This window comes from Mucilaginibacter sabulilitoris (genome assembly GCF_034262375.1).
Classification (GTDB): Bacteria; Bacteroidota; Bacteroidia; order Sphingobacteriales; family Sphingobacteriaceae; genus Mucilaginibacter; species Mucilaginibacter sabulilitoris.
This window is the reverse complement of sequence record NZ_CP139558.1, coordinates 2,584,575-2,603,194: the sequence shown is the minus strand read 5'-3', so window position 1 is coordinate 2,603,194 and position 18,620 is coordinate 2,584,575. Positions and strand designations below refer to the sequence as shown.

14 protein-coding genes are annotated in these 18,620 nt (G+C 42.6%); 7 read left to right on the top strand and 7 right to left on the bottom strand.

Going from position 1 to position 18,620, the window contains the following annotated elements; genetic code table 11:
* The first annotated feature begins 181 nt into the window (after nucleotides 1–181).
* From SNE25_RS11235 to SNE25_RS11215, 5 genes are all read left to right on the top strand, one after another.
* Complete coding sequence (locus SNE25_RS11235) at nucleotides 182–586, top strand: DUF2147 domain-containing protein (RefSeq protein WP_321565197.1); 405 nt, start codon at nucleotides 182–184, stop codon at nucleotides 584–586.
* Between the two features lie 315 nt (nucleotides 587–901).
* Nucleotides 902–1,741 carry a DUF899 domain-containing protein gene (locus tag SNE25_RS11230; RefSeq protein WP_321565196.1) on the top strand — a complete coding sequence of 280 codons (840 nt, stop codon included), beginning with the start codon at nucleotides 902–904 and terminating at the stop codon, nucleotides 1,739–1,741.
* A gap of 40 nt (nucleotides 1,742–1,781) precedes the next feature.
* The gene (locus tag SNE25_RS11225) at nucleotides 1,782–2,564 is read left to right on the top strand and encodes a DUF2182 domain-containing protein (protein WP_321565195.1); all 783 of its coding nucleotides are present in this window, start codon (nucleotides 1,782–1,784) and stop codon (nucleotides 2,562–2,564) included.
* 131 nt (nucleotides 2,565–2,695) lie between these two features.
* Nucleotides 2,696–3,577: an NmrA family NAD(P)-binding protein gene (locus tag SNE25_RS11220; protein ID WP_321565194.1), complete on the top strand. Its 882-nt coding sequence runs from the start codon at nucleotides 2,696–2,698 to the stop codon at nucleotides 3,575–3,577.
* A 21-nt stretch (nucleotides 3,578–3,598) separates the two neighbouring features.
* The gene (locus SNE25_RS11215; protein ID WP_321565193.1) at nucleotides 3,599–4,519 is read left to right on the top strand and encodes a helix-turn-helix domain-containing protein; all 921 of its coding nucleotides are present in this window, start codon (nucleotides 3,599–3,601) and stop codon (nucleotides 4,517–4,519) included.
* Nucleotides 4,520–4,599: 80 nt separating this feature from the next.
* Here the strand turns inward: SNE25_RS11215 and SNE25_RS11210 are convergent, their stop codons facing one another.
* Nucleotides 4,600–4,932 carry a YegP family protein gene (locus SNE25_RS11210; RefSeq protein WP_321565192.1) on the bottom strand — a complete coding sequence of 111 codons (333 nt, stop codon included), beginning with the start codon at nucleotides 4,930–4,932 and terminating at the stop codon, nucleotides 4,600–4,602.
* Between the two features lie 199 nt (nucleotides 4,933–5,131).
* On the opposite strand from SNE25_RS11210, the gene SNE25_RS11205 reads away from it, so the two are divergent.
* Together SNE25_RS11205 and SNE25_RS11200 are read left to right on the top strand one after the other, a co-directional pair.
* The gene (locus SNE25_RS11205; RefSeq protein ID WP_321565191.1) at nucleotides 5,132–6,169 is read left to right on the top strand and encodes a LacI family DNA-binding transcriptional regulator; all 1,038 of its coding nucleotides are present in this window, start codon (nucleotides 5,132–5,134) and stop codon (nucleotides 6,167–6,169) included.
* Between the two features lie 156 nt (nucleotides 6,170–6,325).
* Nucleotides 6,326–7,399, top strand: a complete 1,074-nt coding sequence (locus SNE25_RS11200) for a phosphotransferase enzyme family protein (protein ID WP_321565190.1) — start codon at nucleotides 6,326–6,328, stop codon at nucleotides 7,397–7,399.
* A gap of 183 nt (nucleotides 7,400–7,582) precedes the next feature.
* On the opposite strand, the gene SNE25_RS11195 is transcribed toward SNE25_RS11200, so the two are convergent.
* From SNE25_RS11195 to SNE25_RS11170, 6 genes are read right to left on the bottom strand one after another with little or no spacing between them, the layout of a single operon-like run.
* Nucleotides 7,583–8,644, bottom strand: a complete 1,062-nt coding sequence (locus tag SNE25_RS11195) for an aldose epimerase family protein (protein WP_321565189.1) — start codon at nucleotides 8,642–8,644, stop codon at nucleotides 7,583–7,585.
* 5 nt (nucleotides 8,645–8,649) lie between these two features.
* On the bottom strand, nucleotides 8,650–9,975 hold the full coding sequence (locus SNE25_RS11190; protein ID WP_321565188.1) for a DUF3472 domain-containing protein: 1,326 nt from the start codon (nucleotides 9,973–9,975) through the stop codon (nucleotides 8,650–8,652).
* A 24-nt stretch (nucleotides 9,976–9,999) separates the two neighbouring features.
* Nucleotides 10,000–13,119, bottom strand: coding sequence for a DUF5107 domain-containing protein (locus SNE25_RS11185; protein WP_321565187.1), 3,120 nt, complete (start codon nucleotides 13,117–13,119; stop codon nucleotides 10,000–10,002).
* A gap of 10 nt (nucleotides 13,120–13,129) precedes the next feature.
* On the bottom strand, nucleotides 13,130–16,111 hold the full coding sequence (locus tag SNE25_RS11180) for a glycoside hydrolase domain-containing protein (RefSeq protein WP_321565186.1): 2,982 nt from the start codon (nucleotides 16,109–16,111) through the stop codon (nucleotides 13,130–13,132).
* A gap of 22 nt (nucleotides 16,112–16,133) precedes the next feature.
* Complete coding sequence (locus tag SNE25_RS11175) at nucleotides 16,134–17,105, bottom strand: c-type cytochrome (protein WP_321565185.1); 972 nt, start codon at nucleotides 17,103–17,105, stop codon at nucleotides 16,134–16,136.
* 32 nt (nucleotides 17,106–17,137) lie between these two features.
* Nucleotides 17,138–18,577 carry an aryl-sulfate sulfotransferase gene (locus SNE25_RS11170; RefSeq protein ID WP_321565184.1) on the bottom strand — a complete coding sequence of 480 codons (1,440 nt, stop codon included), beginning with the start codon at nucleotides 18,575–18,577 and terminating at the stop codon, nucleotides 17,138–17,140.
* Between the last annotated feature and the right edge of the window lie 43 nt (nucleotides 18,578–18,620).

Sequence of the window (18,620 nt, the reverse complement as noted above, 5' to 3'; positions counted from 1 at the left end):
ATGCTCAATCCTGAGATGATGGGCATGATACACCCGAGGTCAGAGACTTCGGTCACTGGTTACATTATAGTAGATATGGTAATAATACCGATCATAATCTGAATTAGAAGATTTGAAAAGAAATAAGGTTTGCTTATCTCGTCTATCATCGGTACATTCATATCATCAACCTATTTATAACATGAAATTCATACTATTTTGCGTGGCGTTATTACTGCCCGGAGCTGCCTTTTGCCAACAGGCTATTCCTGATATTACCGGTACCTGGAAAGCCCTTTCAAAAGTTGAAACCAAAACAACCGCAGGAACGGTGACAGGTTTAGATAAAGAAATGTACAAAACCAGGGAAAAGACCTATACCTTTACTGCCACAACCGTAACAATTACCCAGGGCTTTGGTAAACACTCAGAAAAATTACCGCTCCGCGTTCAAAGTAACCAGTTGTTCATCGGTAAGCCGGAAAAGAACAAACAGCCTTATGTACTGTCGGTCAGCGACAAAAGATTAATATTGACCAAAACTGAGCGTAAAGTAAAGAAAGGTAAGACCCGGATTGACACCGAAGTGGTAACCTTGGAAAAGTAAATAGTATAAAACCAGCCTAACGGATACTATTTACTATATCTTTTCATTTTTTTTCGGTAAGATTTTAGTTGCCTTGCCTAAGGGTGGATATTGCCTTTATAAAATTCCCGTTAAGCAGCGTTGAGTCTACGTATTTCTGAATTTTATTAAGTAGACCAGATGATTTCCTTTCTTTTTTTGAACTAACTGTTAAACAATAACACGTGCTATCAGTTATTAAATATTGTAACAGTAAGTAGTTAAATCTTAATATGTTAATAGTGAAATATCTCTTAAAAAGAGATATTGACAATTTAATAAATAAAGGAGGAGATTGTGGAAAAACATAAAGAAGCAGCAGAAAATAAAAGCCATAAGCTTGTTTCAGAAAATGAATGGCTGGCAGACCGAATTGAGCTGTTAAAAGCCGAAAAGGAACTTACAAAACAGAGCGACAAGGTAGCACAGCTACGCCAGCAACTGCCGTGGGTTCGGGTTGATAAAGAATATATTTTTGAGACCGACACGGGAAAGGCATCACTTGCAGATCTTTTTTGCGGACGTTCACAACTACTCATTTACCACTTCATGTTTGGACCGGATTATAAGGCCGGATGTCCTTCTTGCTCAGCAATTGCAGACGGGTTCGATGGTTTTGCAGTGCACCTGGCTAACCACGACGTAATGCTCAGCGCTGTGTCTCGGGCTCCACTCGTAAAGCTACAGGAGTACAAGCACCGCCTGGGCTGGAGTTTTCCGTGGGCATCTTCATATGACAGCGACTTTAACTTTGATTTTGGCGTTGCCATGACCGAGAAGCAACAACGGGAAGGTACATTTGAATACAACTACCAGCGCGAATCGGTGTTTGAGTGGCGACCAGGCCAAGAAGGCGGTGGCCAGGACGCAGAGGCTAATTTTGCTGCAATGTGCGGAACAGACGTGGCTACTTTCCACCGTGAAAGGCCAGGCATGAGCACATTTGTGCTGGATGATGGCATAGTTTACCACACCTATTCCACCTACGCACGCGGGCTTGACGGACTATGGGGCATGTATCAATGGCTCGACCGGGCTCCCTATGGACGGAACGAGACAGGCATCTGGTGGAAACGCCATGATGAGTATAACCGCGAATCCCAGGACAAAGACAACTCAAAAGACTGCTGCCATTGAATGCTCAGGCAACTAAATAGTTTACCATCTGCGGTGTTATATGGCGCATCAACTGCAACGTAAAAGCTTACCTGGCGGCAAATTCACATTGCCGACTGCATTTATCGCGATTTGTATTTTGACGTTCTTCTCTGGCGTATTAGCAACAGCTTATTTTTGTAACTCGATGTGCTGTGATATGGAAATGCCCGGCGGTTGGACGATGTCGATGATGTGGATGCGAATGCCCGACCAGACCTGGCTTGCCTCAGTTGCGGGTTTCCTGATCATGTGGCTGGCCATGATGGTATCCATGATGATGCCTTCTGCATTGCCGATGTTTCTAAAAACACAACGAAATTGGGTTTCCCTTTGTTACATGGCATTCGGTTACTTTACTGTTTGGCTGGCAGTTGGTATTGCTCTTTATGCCATCGGGGTAACATTAGCAACTTTTGCAATGCAGTCAGAATTATTGAGCCGTGCTATCCCCCTGCTTTTGGGCCTCCTGTTGATCCTCGCAGGTATAATGCAATTTACACCCTGGAAAATGTCTCAACTACTCCGGTGCCGTTCGTCATTAGGGTGCGATATTTCATTTCTTCAAGATGAAAAAAGTTTTCGGCTTGGTTGCAGACAAGGCGCAGCTTGTTGCATTTGCTGCACCGTTCCAATGACAATTCAACTGGCCCTGGGAATCATGAATCCGCTGGTAATGATCATCGTTGCTATGATCATTACTGCGGAAAAGCTTCTCCCCCGGCCTAAAATAACTGCCCGAATTATTGGATTTGCGACAATCGTTCTTGGCTTAGCAAGCATTTTTTTCATTCATATTTATTAGTAACTATTCACCTGGCATGTCGCTTTTTTATGCTTCCTTGAACCACCTTGGTTTTGGATACAACAACAGCGGTTTTGGTTATGCCTCCTGTTTTATTGTAGCGGAACTTTGAAGTATAAAAATACAGCAAAATGAAAATTACAGTATTAGGATCTTTAGGAAATATCGGAAAACCACTCACATTAACGTTGGTACAAAAGGGACATTCGGTTACAGTTATCAGCAGTAATCCTAAAAGACAAAAAGACATTGAAGCACTTGGTGCCGCCGCCGCCATAGGTTTGATTGAAAACGTTGATTTTTTAACATCTGCTTTTACCGGGGCCGATGTGGTGTATGCCATGATACCGCCAAAAAATTCGGTACCCGACCCTATGGCGCGTCATATCAACTTAGGGAACTGCCTTGCACAAGCCATTGACCAATCGGGGGTAAAACGCGTGGTTTATGTAAGCAGTTATGGTGCGCAGTTAAACAAAGGTACTGGCCTGATTGTTGGTCATCATCATATTGAAAATGCGTTGAACCGATTATCTGGGCTGGAAACCATCACCCATCTTCGCGTCACTTTTATTTACTATAATTTATATGCTTATGTAAATATGATAAAAACTACTGGCGTTATCAGTGCAAATTATGGTGATGATGACAGGGTGGTATTGGTATCTCCAAAGGATATTGCCGCCGCGTCTGTTGAAGAAATAGAGGCTAATACCACTGGTAAAAAAATAAAGTATGTGGCCAGTGACGAACGTACCTGTAATGAAATTGCTCGGGTTTTAGGAAAGGCTATAGGCAAACCCGATTTAAAATGGGTAACGATTACCGACGAGCAAATGCAAAACGGTATGGAAGCAAATGGTGTACCTGCACCGGTTGCTGCTCGTTTTGTTGAAATGTTCGGCGCCTGCCATCATGGTTTATTGAATGAAGATTACGATCTGAATAAGCCCGAAAATATGGGTAAAATAAAGTTAGAAGATTTTGCAAAGGAATTTGCCGCCGCTTTTTAAACTAAATAGCTAAATTGGATTATGGCAAGTACGCAACCACTCCGCATTAAAACAATTAGCGATTATCATAGGGTGATGGGACTTTCCAAACCCGAACATCCTCTTGTAACTATAATAAATTTCGAAAAAATCAGGCGCCTGAAAGGCGATGAGCCAATAAACATTGTATTTGATTTCTATTCTATCGCCCTTAAAAGAAACTTCAATAAAAAAGTAAAATTCGGCTATGGGCAGCAAGCCTATGATTTTGATGAGGGCATTATGTTTTTCATAGCTCCGGGGCAGGTTTTTTCAATACAAACCGATGAAGAATTAAAACATACGGGACGGATGTTACTCGTCCATCCCGATTTTCTTTGGGGTACCGCATTGGTAAAAAAAATAAAGCAGTATGAGTATTTCAGCTATTCGGTACATGAGGCCCTGCATCTTTCGGATAAAGAAGAAGTGTTGCTGATCGGTATTATGCAAAACATGGCGCAGGAACTTCGATCCAATATTGATAAATTTAGCCAGGACGTAATTATTGCCCAGCTTGAATTACTGCTCACATATGGTGAAAGATTTTACCAGCGTCAATTTATCACACGTAAAATAAGTAATCATCAAATACTGGATAGTTTGGAAGAAATCCTTACTGAATATTTCAATAGTGATGCTTTATTAAAAAAAGGATTGCCCACTGTGGGATACATTGCCGAAGTATTAAATTTATCACCAAACTATTTGAGTAGTTTATTAAAAGCGCTGACAGGTTTAAATACCCAGCAGCACATCCACGAAAAACTGATAGAAAAAGCGAAAGAAAAATTATCTACTACCAGTTTATCTGTCAGCGAAATTGCTTATGAATTGGGATTTGAATATCCCCAGTCATTCAGTAAACTGTTTAAGACAAAAACCCAGCTATCTCCGGTCGAGTTCAGGTTGTCATTCAATTGATCAAAACTTAAGTATCCGGAGTTTTTAACTCCGGATACTATGGATTCCCTGCTCAGGTATATTTTCTAAAACGGGAATACTTATTCGGTAAGATCGCTAATAGTAGCTACCGGCGCATTTTTCTTCACTGATTCTATACCACCTTCGCGGCCAGATTTGCTCTCATACATTTCACTGCTTCCAATTATCTGGCCATTACCCGCTTTCAGATTGAAATAGTGTTTCCCGTTTTTAGCTTCGAGTCTGTCATATTTTTCATCCTCCGGAGAGTTCTTTTTAACAGATTCTATTCCATTTTCGCAGCCGGCTTTTGAGGAATAGCCTTCACTTGACAAAATAATTTCGCCGTTACCTGCCTTTAGGTTAAACTGGAATTCACCATTGGTTCTGGTTTTAATTTCAAATTTGCTCATGGTTTTATAGGTTTTTAATAAAAGTAAACTAAGTCTATGTTAACCATGTTAACTTTTCTTTAAATAATCAACCTCCTTGTGTGTTAAAAAAACAAACGTTTGCGTTATATTAAACACTTGCACTCCGCTTTATAATAGCAGCACTTAAATTGACACTTTAAAAGCATTTTATTACTTTTAGTAATTACTAAAGCTGATAATGACAGGAAAACCCGCTACGATTAAAGAAATAGCTAAAATTCTTAATGTATCTGTATCCACAGTTTCAAGGGCATTGCATAAGCACCCTACCATTGGCATTACCACCCAGCTAAAAGTGCAGGCCCTGGCCGACAAACTGGGCTATGAACCCAATCAAAATGCTATATCTTTTCAAAAAGGCAAAACCTATAACATTGGTGTTATTATTCCAGAGTTGTCCGAAGCTTTTTTTTCGGCAGCTATCAGTGCTATTGAAGATATTGCTTATAAAAGGAACTACACGGTGCTGATAGCCCAGTCGCACGATGATGAGGAAAAGGAAATACAGCTGGTTGAAAAAATGAAAAATTCGAGGGTCGACGGCCTCCTCATCTCCGTTGCAAAAACTACATCAGGTTTCACTCATTTTGATATGTTGAAACGGTTCAACATCCCCGTTGTATTTTTTGACCGCATCCCACCCCTTAAAAACATACATTACGTAGCCTGCAACATGGAAACCGGTAGTACCGAAGCGGTAAACTACCTGTTGCAAAAAGGCCACCGTAGCATAGGCATGATCAATGGGCCGGCTACTTTAGCCGCGAGCGGCGAACGCAAAGAGGGTTATATTAAGGCGATGACTAAAAACCGCCTGAAGTTTGATCCCTCGTTAATTGTTAGCTGCAATTTAACCGAGCAAGGAACCCAGGCCGCGCTCGACAACCTCCTGGCGCATAAACGCCGACCTACGGCTATAGTTACCTTTAATGATTACGTTTCGCTTTATGCCATAAAACATGCCCGCAACCTCAAAATTGATCTGGATAAAGACCTGCAGTTTGTAAGCTATGCTAATTTGCCGCTTATCAACTATATGGATTATGCCCCTGTAGCCTCTGTTGAACAATTTCCTTATCTGCAGGGGCAAAAAGCGGCTGATATTTTGCTCGATCTGCTATCGCGCAAGGTGCAATCGACAGATGAAGTTCAGGCTTATTATAATGTGATGGTAGAGTCGCAACTGGTAGAAAACAAAATAAGAAACAGAGGCTAAAATCGCGGTTTTTATACCTTTAACACCGGTATCTCGTATTAAAGTTACCTTAACGGATTATTAATAAAAAAACAGGCAAACGTTTGCGTGAAAAGTTTAGCATTATATTAATTAGGTTTGGTATAAGCATACAAAAAACTTATAAAAACTTAGTAAATGTTTAATGATATTTTAACATCCTTTAACCTTATAGCTCAACAATATCATATTGAAAAATTTGGCGAAGGACTGATTAACCGTACCTGGAAAGTAACCGGTATTGATAACAATAACGAATTTATTCTCCAGCAGATCAATAAAAACGTTTTTAAAACCCCACCACATATAGCCGAAAACATTAATAATGTTGGCGGTTATTTATCAAAGCACTACCCCGATTATTTATTTGTATTACCGCTGCCCGCTGCAAACGGCGATTACATGGTTAAACACACCGACGGGGAATATTACCGCTTGTTTCCGTACGTAAAAAACTCTATCACTTTAAACACTGTGCAAACACGTGACGAAGCTTTTGAGGCTGCACGCCAGTTTTCCAAATTCACCAATTTACTGGCTGGTTTTGAGGTTGAAGGGTTAAACTATACACTCGCCGGGTTTCATGACCTTTCGGCCCGGTTTGAAGAGTTTAAACGGGTTGTTAATAAAGTCGGCACCGAAAGGTTAAATAAAGCAAAGGAGGCTGTTGAAACTGCTTTCAGGCACCAGGACATTGCCGAAGTTCACCAGGCCATTATGAACGACCGGCTTATTCCACTGCGGGTGGTTCATCACGACACTAAGATCAGCAATATTTTATTTGATGAAGACCACAAGGGCCTTTGTGTAATTGACCTGGATACCGTAATGCCCGGCTATTATATTAGCGATGTGGGTGATATGATGCGTACCTATCTGTCACCCGCCAACGAGGAAGAGCAGGATTTTTCAAAAATTGAGATCAGGGAAGATTTCTTCGCTGCAATAGTTGAGGGTTACCTTTCTGAAATGAATACTAACCTGACCGAGAGCGAAAGAAACCTATTTGTATATTCGGGCAAACTAATGATCTATATGCAGGCCATACGCTTCCTTACAGACTATTTAAACAACGATATATATTACAATACCACTTATCCCGGACATAATCTTGTGAGGGCTCAAAACCAGTTTATACTGCTTGAAAAATACCTGGCTGCGGAAAACACATTCAACCAAATTGTATCCAATACCCAAAGCCAACCCAAATAAAAAATTTGTGTTACCTCTTACAATTGCTCCGTTGGGAGCTACCTGTTTGTAGTACACCAGATAAAATGAATTTGCGCCGCAGATGTAACCCAACCATCTGATGGTAGCATCTATGAGGCAAAAAAAATGAAATGCTATACTACAAACAGGTAGCTCCTACCGGAGCAATTTGGCTCAATATAGCTATACGAGGCCAAATTCAAATATGGTTTTGCTGCTAAATAGTTCACCGGCTTTTAATATAGCGCTTGGAAAATGCGGTTTATTAGGCGAATCGGGGAAGTTTTGTGTTTCGAGGCAGAAGCCATCCCGGCGCTGATAATGATATCCATCTTTTCCCTGTACCGAGCCATCTAAAAAATTACCGGTATAAATGTGTAAAGCCGGTTCTGTGGTATATACTGTGAGTTTACGTCCGCTGGTACTTTCGGTTGCCTGTGCAGCGAGCAGTAGTTCAGGAGAACGCTTGTTTTTTAATACCCAGGAATGATCATACCCTGATCCTAAAGCAACTTGTTCATCATCAGCGTCAATATCACGCCCTATTTGCTTTGGATCACTAAAGTCAAACGGGGAACCGATTACATCTGCAAGATTGCCATTGGGTACAATCATATCGTTTACCGGTAGATATTGCGCTGCATTAACTTTAAGATAATGTCCGGTTATTGAACCTTGATTGTGACCAGCCAGGTTAAAATAAGTATGCTGCGTTAAATTAATCACTGTGCTTTTATCAGTATGACATTCGTATTCCACTATTAGCCGATCATCATCATTCAGGGTATATTTAACCTTTACCTGCAAATTGCCGGGAAAACCTTCATCTCCATCCGGGCTTAAAAGGCTAAACATTAATCCTATCCCTTGCGTTTTATCAAAAGCGATAGGTGTCCATACCTTTTTGTTAAATCCCTCTCTTCCACCGTGATGATGAAAGCCCCCTTCTTTTGCGGTAAGCTGCCATATCGTACCATCAATATCGACTTTTGCACCTGCAATACGGTTGGCATAACGGCCAACAACAGTGCCTATGTAAAAAGGGTCGTTAGCATAACCTTCAATCGTATCGTAGCCCAGCACCACATCTACAAAATTCCCGTTTTTATCCTTCACAAAAACTGACTGGATAGCCGCGCCGATATTTGACAGCACCACACGTGTTCCGTTTTTGTTTGACAACGTGTACAGAAAAACCTGCTGACCGGCAATTGTTCCCCACTCCTTAATTTCTAATGTTTTCATGTTAATCAAGGTAGTTTATTAAAATTTATTTCAGGATGCTTATTAGCTGATTGTTGTCTCATAAGCTCAACCTTAAGCAGTGAAAAATCATTAAAGAAACCACAATTGCGCAGAAAGAACTGATCGCCCTTTACACCGCCGCCATAGTCTTTACGATAGTTGATATTGGCCGTTGCATCACCGGTGAACAAGGCTTTGGTAAGCGGGTACCATTTGCCTGTAGTATCTGCAACCCAGCCGTTCCCAAAAAACACTTTACGCTGCACGTTGCCCATATCGGGCTCAAAATTCTCCAGAAAAGAGTAAAGGTTCTTTAAATAGAGACCCGATTTAGGACGTTTAAAACTTGCTATCAATTGCCATGAACTTTGATCAACGGGTTTAAAATAAGCGGTTAAAATGGTTGTTTTTGATGCCACATCGGCCTGGGCATGTACCAGGAAGGCGTAGGTTTTACCTGCCACCCACGGGTAAACCATGTAGCTTTGCCCACCGGAACCTTCGCCGCCAAATTCACCCGCATGAACACCCTCGCCCTTTTTCAATAAATTAATTTTCAGGCTGTCAGGAATGCTTTTCGGATCGTCGGTTTCAAAAGGGCTCCAGATAGAAAATAGCACCCGGCGTTCTGTTGATGAATTTACCTGCATACCAAAATACCCGGCGTTAAAACCATCGGCCATAAAATAAGAGCCAATTACATCATTACCTACAGGTACAGTAACCTCGTTGTAAAACCATTCTACGTTATCCTGAGTCTCGACCGGTAGTCTGTAATTTAAGTGTACCGAAGGCCCTCTTCGCCCCCAGTGAAAATAATTACCGTGATTATCTTTCACATATACAGCGCCTTTTGCAAGTGCGCTGCCGCTTAATAGCAGATCGCTCACGTTTGCGTAAACCTTACCGCTTTTTTGTAGTCCCTGCAATTTTATCTGTACATACCCTGTCGCTTTGATGATTGCCTTCCCAAAATTGATGATGGCCGGTTTGTGATTAGATATTGTTTTGGTTAAAACCGTTTCACCCGCGGTTACCTTAATTTTTGCCGAACCATCCGGCACAAATAATTTTAAATCAATATTTAAACTACCTTCCGATTCTGCCCTGACATAAACAGATATTACATCCGCAGCACCACTCCAATTAACCAGGCCCGCACTATCAATACGGGCTTTGGCCCCATTGCTTACCCAGGCATTACCTCCAAGCGGTACGGTTATTACAGAATCTGCCGGGATGACCGTTGCATGGCTGCTCAACTGCAAAAGCAGACAGATCGCCAAAGCAGTAAATATTTTACCAATAGCCTTTTTTATACGTGTATTCATGCAGATGAAAGCGATTTTAATCAATTATTTTAAACTCATTAATCTGTTCAGTAAACGCACACCGGGATCGTTAATGCTGCTTCCGGTAGGTTGCTTATTTTCAAATACCTGCTTGCACCATTGCAAAATCGGATCATCAGGATATTGCTTAACCTGTTCATTTAACCATGCGGAAGCTGCAGCTTTGCTTTTCAGTTTTGTCAGGGTCCATGCGGTTACCAGGTTATTAGCAGGCAAAAAATTCTTTACCGTATTATCGGTCTTCGGAGTAAATGCGATAATTCTTTTTAAATAGTCCTGTGCTTCATTTGCTTTTCCCTGTTTAGTATGGCAGAGATAACTCATCCAGTTCTCCAGTCTTTCGTCAATATTTTCGGGATATGGTTTACCAACACCCAAATTAAGGGGCCATTGTTTAGCATCGTTAATAAAGCTTAATGCCCCTGTATAGTCTGCTTTTTCAAGTTTCCCGATAGCCAGCATGAGCTTGGCCTCGCGGTACAGGTCACGGCCAATGGTGGCACCTTCAAACGGCAGAATGTTAATGCCTGACAGTAGCTTCGCACACTCGTCATAGCGTTTATTGAGCAGTAGCGTTTTTGCATACAGCATGCCTATAATGTAGTTTTCCTGGTGCTGTTTGTAAAATGGTTCAACCGTGGTTAAGGCATTCTGATATCGCCCCTGACTTATGTAATATTCGCCCAGGAGTTTAGTATAGCGCCATCCCTGTGGATCAAGGGATACCGCCCTTTTCAGATCGTTGAGATCAGAAGCTCCCATTTGCATAGCGGCACGGGCCGCGTAAAACGGCGCGAAATCGGGCTGGTTACCGCATTGGGTAAACAGCTTTTTACTTTCGGCTATACGGTTCCTGTCTTTATACAACAGGGCCAGGTAGTATTTTGGTTTCCAGCTGTTGCTTTGTTGCATGGCCCAGTTAAGTACCTGCTCATCATCCGACCGGAAAGGGAACACAAACTCCGGCGTAGCATCATTGGCTTTACTTAACGTTTGCGAAAATGGCTGTCCGGCTTTATGCTGTAACCAGGCTTGCCAGTAATTTACCAGCGCGTTCCGGGGCGAAAGCTCCAATATCTTCCGGCATTCGTCCAGACATCCGTTTTTGTAGTAAGCATTGGTAAGTTCCAGGTAGCTTTCAATAGGCTGTTCGTTGATAATTAATGAAGTGAACGCCGTTTTATTTTCTGTAGATGGATCCCACAGATATTTTTCAAACCGGGCAAAATCATCCAACGGATTAAAAGCTTGTATAGAACTCAACACCTGCTCGGCAGCTTTACGATTATTTTGATAACGGTAAGCTATCACCTGCACCTGTAAAGCCGAAAGATCATAACGATTGTAGTCAATAGCCTTGGTAACGTATTCAAGCGCCTTATCATAATTTTTTTCCTGCAGATACAAACTGCCCAGAGCGTTATACGCCGCGCTCCTATATTCAACAGAAAGCGCGGCTATATCAAAGCCATCTTTCGCGTCGGTCACATGGCCAAGCTTCGCGTTAATGATACCGTAATAGTAATTAGCGCCGCCATCATAGCTATCCAAACTTAAGGCCCTTTTGGCAAGTTCCAACGCTTCTGTGTAACGCATGTTACGGTACATCAGTTCGGCCATTTTTACCAGTGCAGGTAAAAAGTTATGATCCTGTTTTAAGGCCGCCTGCAATTTTTCTTCGGCCTGCGGATAGGCCTTTTCATCCATCAGTTCCTTACCCTGGATGTACAAGCCATAGGCAGTGTTCCGGTTAAAGTCCTTAGGCGAATTAAGCGGCCGGCTCAGGTTACCGGCGTCGGGCTTCGACTCATATACCATTTTGTCGCCGCCCAATGTAACCGTCAAATCGCCACTGCTCTTATCCATTTTAATGGAATCGGTAAAAGTTTTCAGCGGAGATAGTTCAATTTTTTTATTATAAACAACAGTTGTACCTTGCTTGACGATCAGGCTATCAGTTATTTTCTGTACTGGGCTGAATGCTATTTTTAACCAGCCGTTTTCTGCCCGTACATTCAACGCGCCATAATTGTTGGCCTGTACAAAGCCTTTGGTTTTTAATACCGGGTACCAGTACTCCGTCCATACATCAGCCTCGCCCGGGGCAAAGCCTTTGTGTTTAAATGGAGTAAATGTACTCTCGGGTGAGGTTTGGTTGAATAGCCTGCCAGATTGAATTTCTGAGTATTGCCCATCCGTATCGGTAAGCAACTTCTCCCAGATCATACCCTGGTCTGATAATCCCCATATCCATATTTTCTTGCCCGCTTTATCATCACGGCCCGAATAACGGGCCATGCCCATATCATCATCATGCCAGTACGCGCCAAAAAAGTCGGTGTATTTACCAAATACATGGTATGATTTATAACCGTCAAAGTTGTTGTTGTTATAAAAAGAAACGTCCTTACCGTTTTGCTTATTGATGGGCCAGTCGCCATGTTCGCCCTGATGGCCTAAATAGCTGTTACCAGGGAAAATATACTGCAAGTTACCTTTGGTTTTTATGCCGGTATTCATCCAGTGGTAATAGGGTTCATCTAACTTGCTGGAGTTGTACCACGTTGATTTTGTGGTAAAATACGCTTTATCCTTTGGCAGGTTAACCTCCATTGTCCAGGTGGTTCGGGTAAGCAGATCAAGCACACTGATAACACAGCTTACGCTGCCGTCGTCATTTTTGCGTACGATATAATCAACCGGCGTAACCGAATTTGGGGTATGACCAATGATACCGTAGTTGGGTTCAATACCGCCGCTTGTCCACGGGCCGCGCATGGCAATATCCCTGAATTTTACTACATGGTTTTCATAAATAAAAGGTTTGCCAGTCGACAACTCTTCGGCCGACCAGATCTTGCCGCCTATTTCGGGCAATATGGTTAGCCTGATGTAAGCATTGTGCAATTCCACCACCTTCCAGCTTTTTTGCATGGGCTTATCTGTAAAACCATCGTACCTGAAATACGGATATATATTCGTAAATGCCGGTATAGGGTTAGGGTCAGAGAACGGGTAAGTAGTAATGATTTTGTCATACTCCTTAAAACTCGCGTTTTCTTGTGCCTGAATATGCCATACCGATAAGCATATCCCCAAACATATCAGCCATTTTTTCCTCATATCATCAAACTTATCTAATGATCAATAACCAGCCCTTGGCTTTTTCAACAGGGATTTTATCATTCAGCCCAAACGTTTTGGCTGGCTGAAAGGTCCTGATCTCCGGCGCTGTAATAGTCGCCTTTGCAGGGTCGATACCCAATTTTTTCCAGTCTATCTTTAGCTGGATCTCTGTATCTGTATCTTCCCAACTGGCTATAGAAACCATAGCTGCGCCATCTTTTTTATAAACGGTGGCCAGTACCTTTTCATGGTCGGTTTTTACCGGGTTGTCATCAACCCAATAGCCAATCATTTTGGTGCCCTTCATGCCAAAATCGTCCCAGGCTCTCCAAATCGGGCGCGGGTCGGCGCCATCACTCCAAGGCATACGGTTTGTCATGCCGTAAACCATACCGCGCCATTTGTTACCGCCGCCCTGAAGCATTTCGCCCATCAGGCCAAATGGGACACCACTCACTTCGGTCAGGAAGAAATCGGGATTATTTTTTTCGTAATCAAAATATTCACCAAACCACAAACGGTTCAGGTACGGAAAGTGTTCCATGTACAGGTTGGCGCTGTTGTTAAAACCATCGCTCTTATTGTATTGGTTAGCCGAATGAAGATCGATAATACCGGGATGGCCGTCTTTGGTCAGCACCCGTTTTACACGTTTCATGGTAACCCGGTCAAACGCAACATCGTCCAGATAAATGCCGTCGATACCAACGTTCTGCGTAAGCCAGTTCATGCCTTCTACATAATAGTTGTGCCAGCGGTTCATGCCGCTATTAATAATGGCCGCATCCTTAATTTCAGGCACAAACCAGGCCGCAATATAATCGTCGCCCACATGCTCCTGCAACCAGCTAAAACCTCCACCCTTGCCCGACGAATAAATTTCGTGACCCAAACTCCTCAAAGCAAAGGTTTCATAAGCGTGGTTTGACAGCTCACGTATGGTATTGTATATTTTAACCTTTAGGCCCGCGGCATGTGCCGAATCATCATAAGCTTTCATCGATTTCCAGGCGATGAAGGGATAGTTGATATTGGGGTTAATAGCCGTTGCATGATGGATATTAATTACCGTTGCACCGGCTTTTTTAATAGTATCAATAGGTCTGTAGGAGTGATAGAACCGGGTAGCCCACTGAAAATCGGTGTTAATAGTATGGAACGGCGTGATGAGCAGGGTAAAATTATAATACAGTTCATCGCCTTTGCTTAGCTTTCTTTCGCCGCTGTAATTGTTGGCAAGTACTGCCTTGCCATCGTCAATAACCTTGATACCGCCCTTGTCGCCATTACCCCATGACGATGGCAGGATCAATGGTTTTTGCAAATAAAAGTTAGTGTTAAGCGGGCGCACATATTTCTCGTCGCGCAGGGAATATTGCAAACCGGCATTTACGTTCCCTATCCAGGCGCCGTCCTGGTTTTTATGAGCTACATCCCATTTCCATTCAAAATTCTCGGGGCGGTAGCCCCCTTTTTGCCCCAGGCCCATCATGTATTTTGCCACATTCCTTTTAAAGGGGATGTGCATGGTAATGTCTTTGAAGCTGATATCCTGCAGTGCTTTTATCTTTACAGTATATGCCATAAAGCCATCAAATTCCAGCGAGGCGCTTACCTCCATTAGTAGGGAATCATTGGCGCTTATGGCTTTCCATTGAACGGTACCGGGCTCCTGTTTGGTAAATTGCAGGCCCTGGCTTTTTAGCTTAATATTTTTACCATCGGGCTTTATAAAATGGAAATGCAGGGCTTCGGTTAACAGGTTGTTAGGTTCACTGGTTACCTCCGTCATTTCGGGCGTAAAAAATGTTTGGATCTGTTTAGGGAAACCATCCGCGTTTACCTCTACTTTGCGGCCCAATAGATCAATAGTATTGTTTTTCACCTGTAGTGGCGTATAGGGTGCTATTACCGTATTCTTTTGTGCCATGGTAGAGTTGAGCCATCCGAGACGGGTCATTTTCCAGGGCTCATCAACACCGCCATTTTTAGCCAGTGTTTTATTTACCGTAATAGCCAGCTGAATTTCTTTGGCCGGTTTACCATTTATACTGATAGAGGCCTTACCATTATAGATAGCTGGAACAGCATTTGCAGGCACATCAACACCGCACCACAACGCCTGAATATCACCGGCCGCCACATTTACCGTTTTGTTAAGTGGCGATCCGTCATAGGCCGTGCCGCCGGTATTGATACAAAAAATGGCCGATGCCGGGATAGTTTTGCCTGATGCGGTTTTAAGATCGCTGAAAGTAATCTTTATATCATCCAGATTTTGCAGGGCATATACACCCAGCTGAAAAGAGAAATTTTCACCGCGTTGTGCTGTTGCCGCGTATTTATTTTGCGGACCACGTTCTATCCAGCGTTGTGGCAGATCTTTGGTCATGCGGATAGAATTCAGCCTGTCTTCAGGGAAGAGCATGAACTTTTCGCCTTTGTGTTTGCCGGTTAGCGCATCGGTTTCACTTTTTGTGGCAATGACCTCCATCGGGTAAAAGCTATTGAAAGCATCGATAGACTGAAACTCTTTTACCGATGCCGCCGGGATATTTGCACCCAATCCGTTCAGCCAGGTTTCTGAAGCCAAATTCTCCGGTTTTAAATACACGCCTTTAGGGTAGTTGGACCTGCCCTCATTTTTATAAGGCATGTAATACACATAATAAGTGCCTTTACCCGATGTTGGTTCAAATACCAGTTCGCCGCTTTCGCGGTTTATGGTTCCGAGTTTAATATTGGTTATTTTTTGTTTGGTTTTAGCATCCTGAATAATGATCCGCTTATTCTCTGGGTCGGTATCCCTTCTTCGCCAGGGAATAACAGCCTTGGCCGCTTTACCTGTACCGTTGAATGTTAAAACCACCCTGTGATTTCCTAATGAATCGACAACCCAGCAGTTTTTACAGTTGGTATAAGGTATTTTTTGAGCAAAAGCTGCAACACCGGGTAACAGGAAGGCAAAAGCAAGGAGTTGTTTTTTCATAATCATTATTCAGTGGTATAAATTAATAGGTTGGTTTAAGGCCCTTACTTTCCCAATATTGAGCTATTGGTTTATATGGGCCAAATTTGTGCTGTGTTTCAGAAAAAGAATCGATAAAAGGCCCTTTATCATAATCAATCGCCTTTTCTTCGGCATGAGGATATTGTATTTCGGTTATTCCTTTTGACGGGCGGGGGTGCTTTTTGTCATCATTGATAAAAGCGGCTATATCAAGCGCTTCGGCATCGCTTAGGTATGGTTTGTAATGAGTTACCTTATCATAGGGCATATTGGCTATCAGCCATTGCGCCAGTTTAACAATACGATGCATGCTTGAGCCTTGGCGGTAGGCTTTTGCTCCCCACAATGGCGGATAAGTATACGTTACTTCATCAAACCGCATTTGTCCCTCACCGTTAGCGCCATGGCACCGTGTGCAATTTATGGCATATAAACGTTCGCCATTGGCAGATGAGGCAGCAGTATCAGGAAAAGCCACTCCCATATTCTTTAACCCTTTGGTTTGACTATTAACATTGGCCGAATCGCTGAGCCATTTTAAGTAGGCCATAATCGAGATCATCTCACGGCCGTCAAGCGGCAACGGTCTACCCAAGTTCGGGCGCATTACACAGTTATTTATTCTTTCGGCGAGTGAAAGTACCCTTCCCTCCCGAGCTCTGTATTGCGGGTAATTGCGAAAAACCGTTACCAGATTAAAGGCGTAAGGCCGGGTACCGGCATCACGGTGGCAATTGGTACAATTCATTTTATTGCCGGTGTAATGTCCGTTAATTCCATTGGGGCCAATATAGTAAGCTGTATACAGCATTAACTGACGACCGTACCGAACGGCATCGCCAAGTTTATCATGCGGTATTTTCATGGTATCAACGGTAACCAGGTTATCATTAGCTACTGTGGTTTTTAAAACTGCAGCCCGGTCTTCATTGCAGGAGGTGAGTTGCGTCACATCTGCAAGGATGAAAGCCATTATAAACCAGATTATATATTGATACCGTTTATTCATGGTTTCAAATAAGGACTAAGTTCTTTACTTGTTATAAATCCCGCCCGGTAAGTGGGTACCGATGTTTCCATAGTCCATAGCAGTACACCTTTACGATCTGTTAAAACAATAATATGCCGTTTTGAACAGCATACCAGCACACTTGTATCATTGATCATGTAAGCGCTACCCATACGGCCGTTAAATACTTCTTTAGGCAATTGAATATGCAGATCGATCTTTGAAGCTTTTCGCTGTTCATCCAACTTCATAGCAAATACGCCCGACTGGTGTTTCTCCACTCCGTTATCAAAAAACATCAAATTGCCATTGGCATTAATGTGGGCCGCATGTGCCTGGGTAAAGTTGCACTCGGCAGGCATGGTTATGGTTCCCCCCTTACCAAACTTGTAAATCACTTTGCCGGTGTGGGCATCAATCTTCCAGATCTGACCATTGTTGTAGAAAGACATCAGGTAATTGCCATCCCTATCGTAATTCAAGCTGTTGGCATGCATCCAGTCTTTTTTTGTTTTGAGCAGGTTACGATCTTTTAGCGGATCCATTACATCAAACACGCTCCATTTGTAAAGCTGTTTGCCTGTGTTATCCATTATCATGATACCGTCACCATTTACTGTATCCTGCTTGCTGCCGCCAATGGCGGTCAGATCCATGATTTTTTGATCAACAAAAAGGGTTACCAGGTTGCCCTCTTTGTTCTTTAAAATTTCGTGGTGAATGGTTTGTTTAAAATCACGTTGTCCCTTTTTTAAGTGCAATAGCGTATCGCCTAAAAGATTAATTTCCAGTATTTCGCTGCCGTAGCTGGTAGGCTCATCATTGCGGCCCAAAATAGAGAGCAGTGTATGGTCTTTAGTGAAATTGATAACCTTAAAACCCAGGTCATCAATCATGTGATACCATCTTATTCGTCCCTTATAATCAACCAGGTAAGCCACGCCTGGGGCATAACGTTTATTGATGAGCATTAAGCCATCCTTAAACTCAGCAGGTATATGTTTTTCGGAAGCACTTTTCGCTGTAAACTGATCCTGCAGAAACATGGGCAGGTCATACGAACTGAAAGTATAGGTTTTGCTGATATTTTTAACCCCATTTGTTACCGTGATGATATGATAAGCATAATTTGTTTTGGGAGCGATATTACAAAGCACAAGCCTGTGCCGGTCGGTGTTTTTTGATACCGGCGAAACCTGTTTAGTAGTATCGGCACCTTCATCCTCCCAGTATTCGGCATAAACGTCGGCCGGTGAAGCGGTAAGCACATCAACCTGAATTTTCAGCTCATTGTTGTTATGCAGACCTACCTTTATTTCTTTGATGGCGTTGCTGTTGTTACAGCTCGCAAAAACAACTGTAAAAACCAATACGGCCAAACATATTAAGAAACACCTCATCTTTCTATTTACAACACTGTGCGGGTTTTGTACCATTTGTTTTAAATATAAAAGAATATACAACCTTTAATCGCTGTAT

What these genes read in the sequence shown, in the direction of transcription:
- SNE25_RS11185 (WP_321565187.1), bottom strand. Translation starts at nt 13,119, where the DNA reads ATGAGGAAAAAATGGCTGATATGTTTGGGGATATGCTTATCGGTATGG.
- SNE25_RS11225 (WP_321565195.1), top strand. Translation starts at nt 1,782, where the DNA reads ATGGCGCATCAACTGCAACGTAAAAGCTTACCTGGCGGCAAATTCACA.
- SNE25_RS11170 (WP_321565184.1), bottom strand. Translation starts at nt 18,577, where the DNA reads ATGGTACAAAACCCGCACAGTGTTGTAAATAGAAAGATGAGGTGTTTC.
- SNE25_RS11195 (WP_321565189.1), bottom strand. Translation starts at nt 8,644, where the DNA reads ATGAAAACATTAGAAATTAAGGAGTGGGGAACAATTGCCGGTCAGCAG.
- SNE25_RS11210 (WP_321565192.1), bottom strand. Translation starts at nt 4,932, where the DNA reads ATGAGCAAATTTGAAATTAAAACCAGAACCAATGGTGAATTCCAGTTT.
- SNE25_RS11180 (WP_321565186.1), bottom strand. Translation starts at nt 16,111, where the DNA reads ATGAAAAAACAACTCCTTGCTTTTGCCTTCCTGTTACCCGGTGTTGCA.
- SNE25_RS11235 (WP_321565197.1), top strand. Translation starts at nt 182, where the DNA reads ATGAAATTCATACTATTTTGCGTGGCGTTATTACTGCCCGGAGCTGCC.
- SNE25_RS11175 (WP_321565185.1), bottom strand. Translation starts at nt 17,105, where the DNA reads ATGGCTTTCATCCTTGCAGATGTGACGCAACTCACCTCCTGCAATGAA.
- SNE25_RS11200 (WP_321565190.1), top strand. Translation starts at nt 6,326, where the DNA reads ATGTTTAATGATATTTTAACATCCTTTAACCTTATAGCTCAACAATAT.
- SNE25_RS11220 (WP_321565194.1), top strand. Translation starts at nt 2,696, where the DNA reads ATGAAAATTACAGTATTAGGATCTTTAGGAAATATCGGAAAACCACTC.
- SNE25_RS11205 (WP_321565191.1), top strand. Translation starts at nt 5,132, where the DNA reads ATGACAGGAAAACCCGCTACGATTAAAGAAATAGCTAAAATTCTTAAT.
- SNE25_RS11215 (WP_321565193.1), top strand. Translation starts at nt 3,599, where the DNA reads ATGGCAAGTACGCAACCACTCCGCATTAAAACAATTAGCGATTATCAT.
- SNE25_RS11190 (WP_321565188.1), bottom strand. Translation starts at nt 9,975, where the DNA reads ATGAATACACGTATAAAAAAGGCTATTGGTAAAATATTTACTGCTTTG.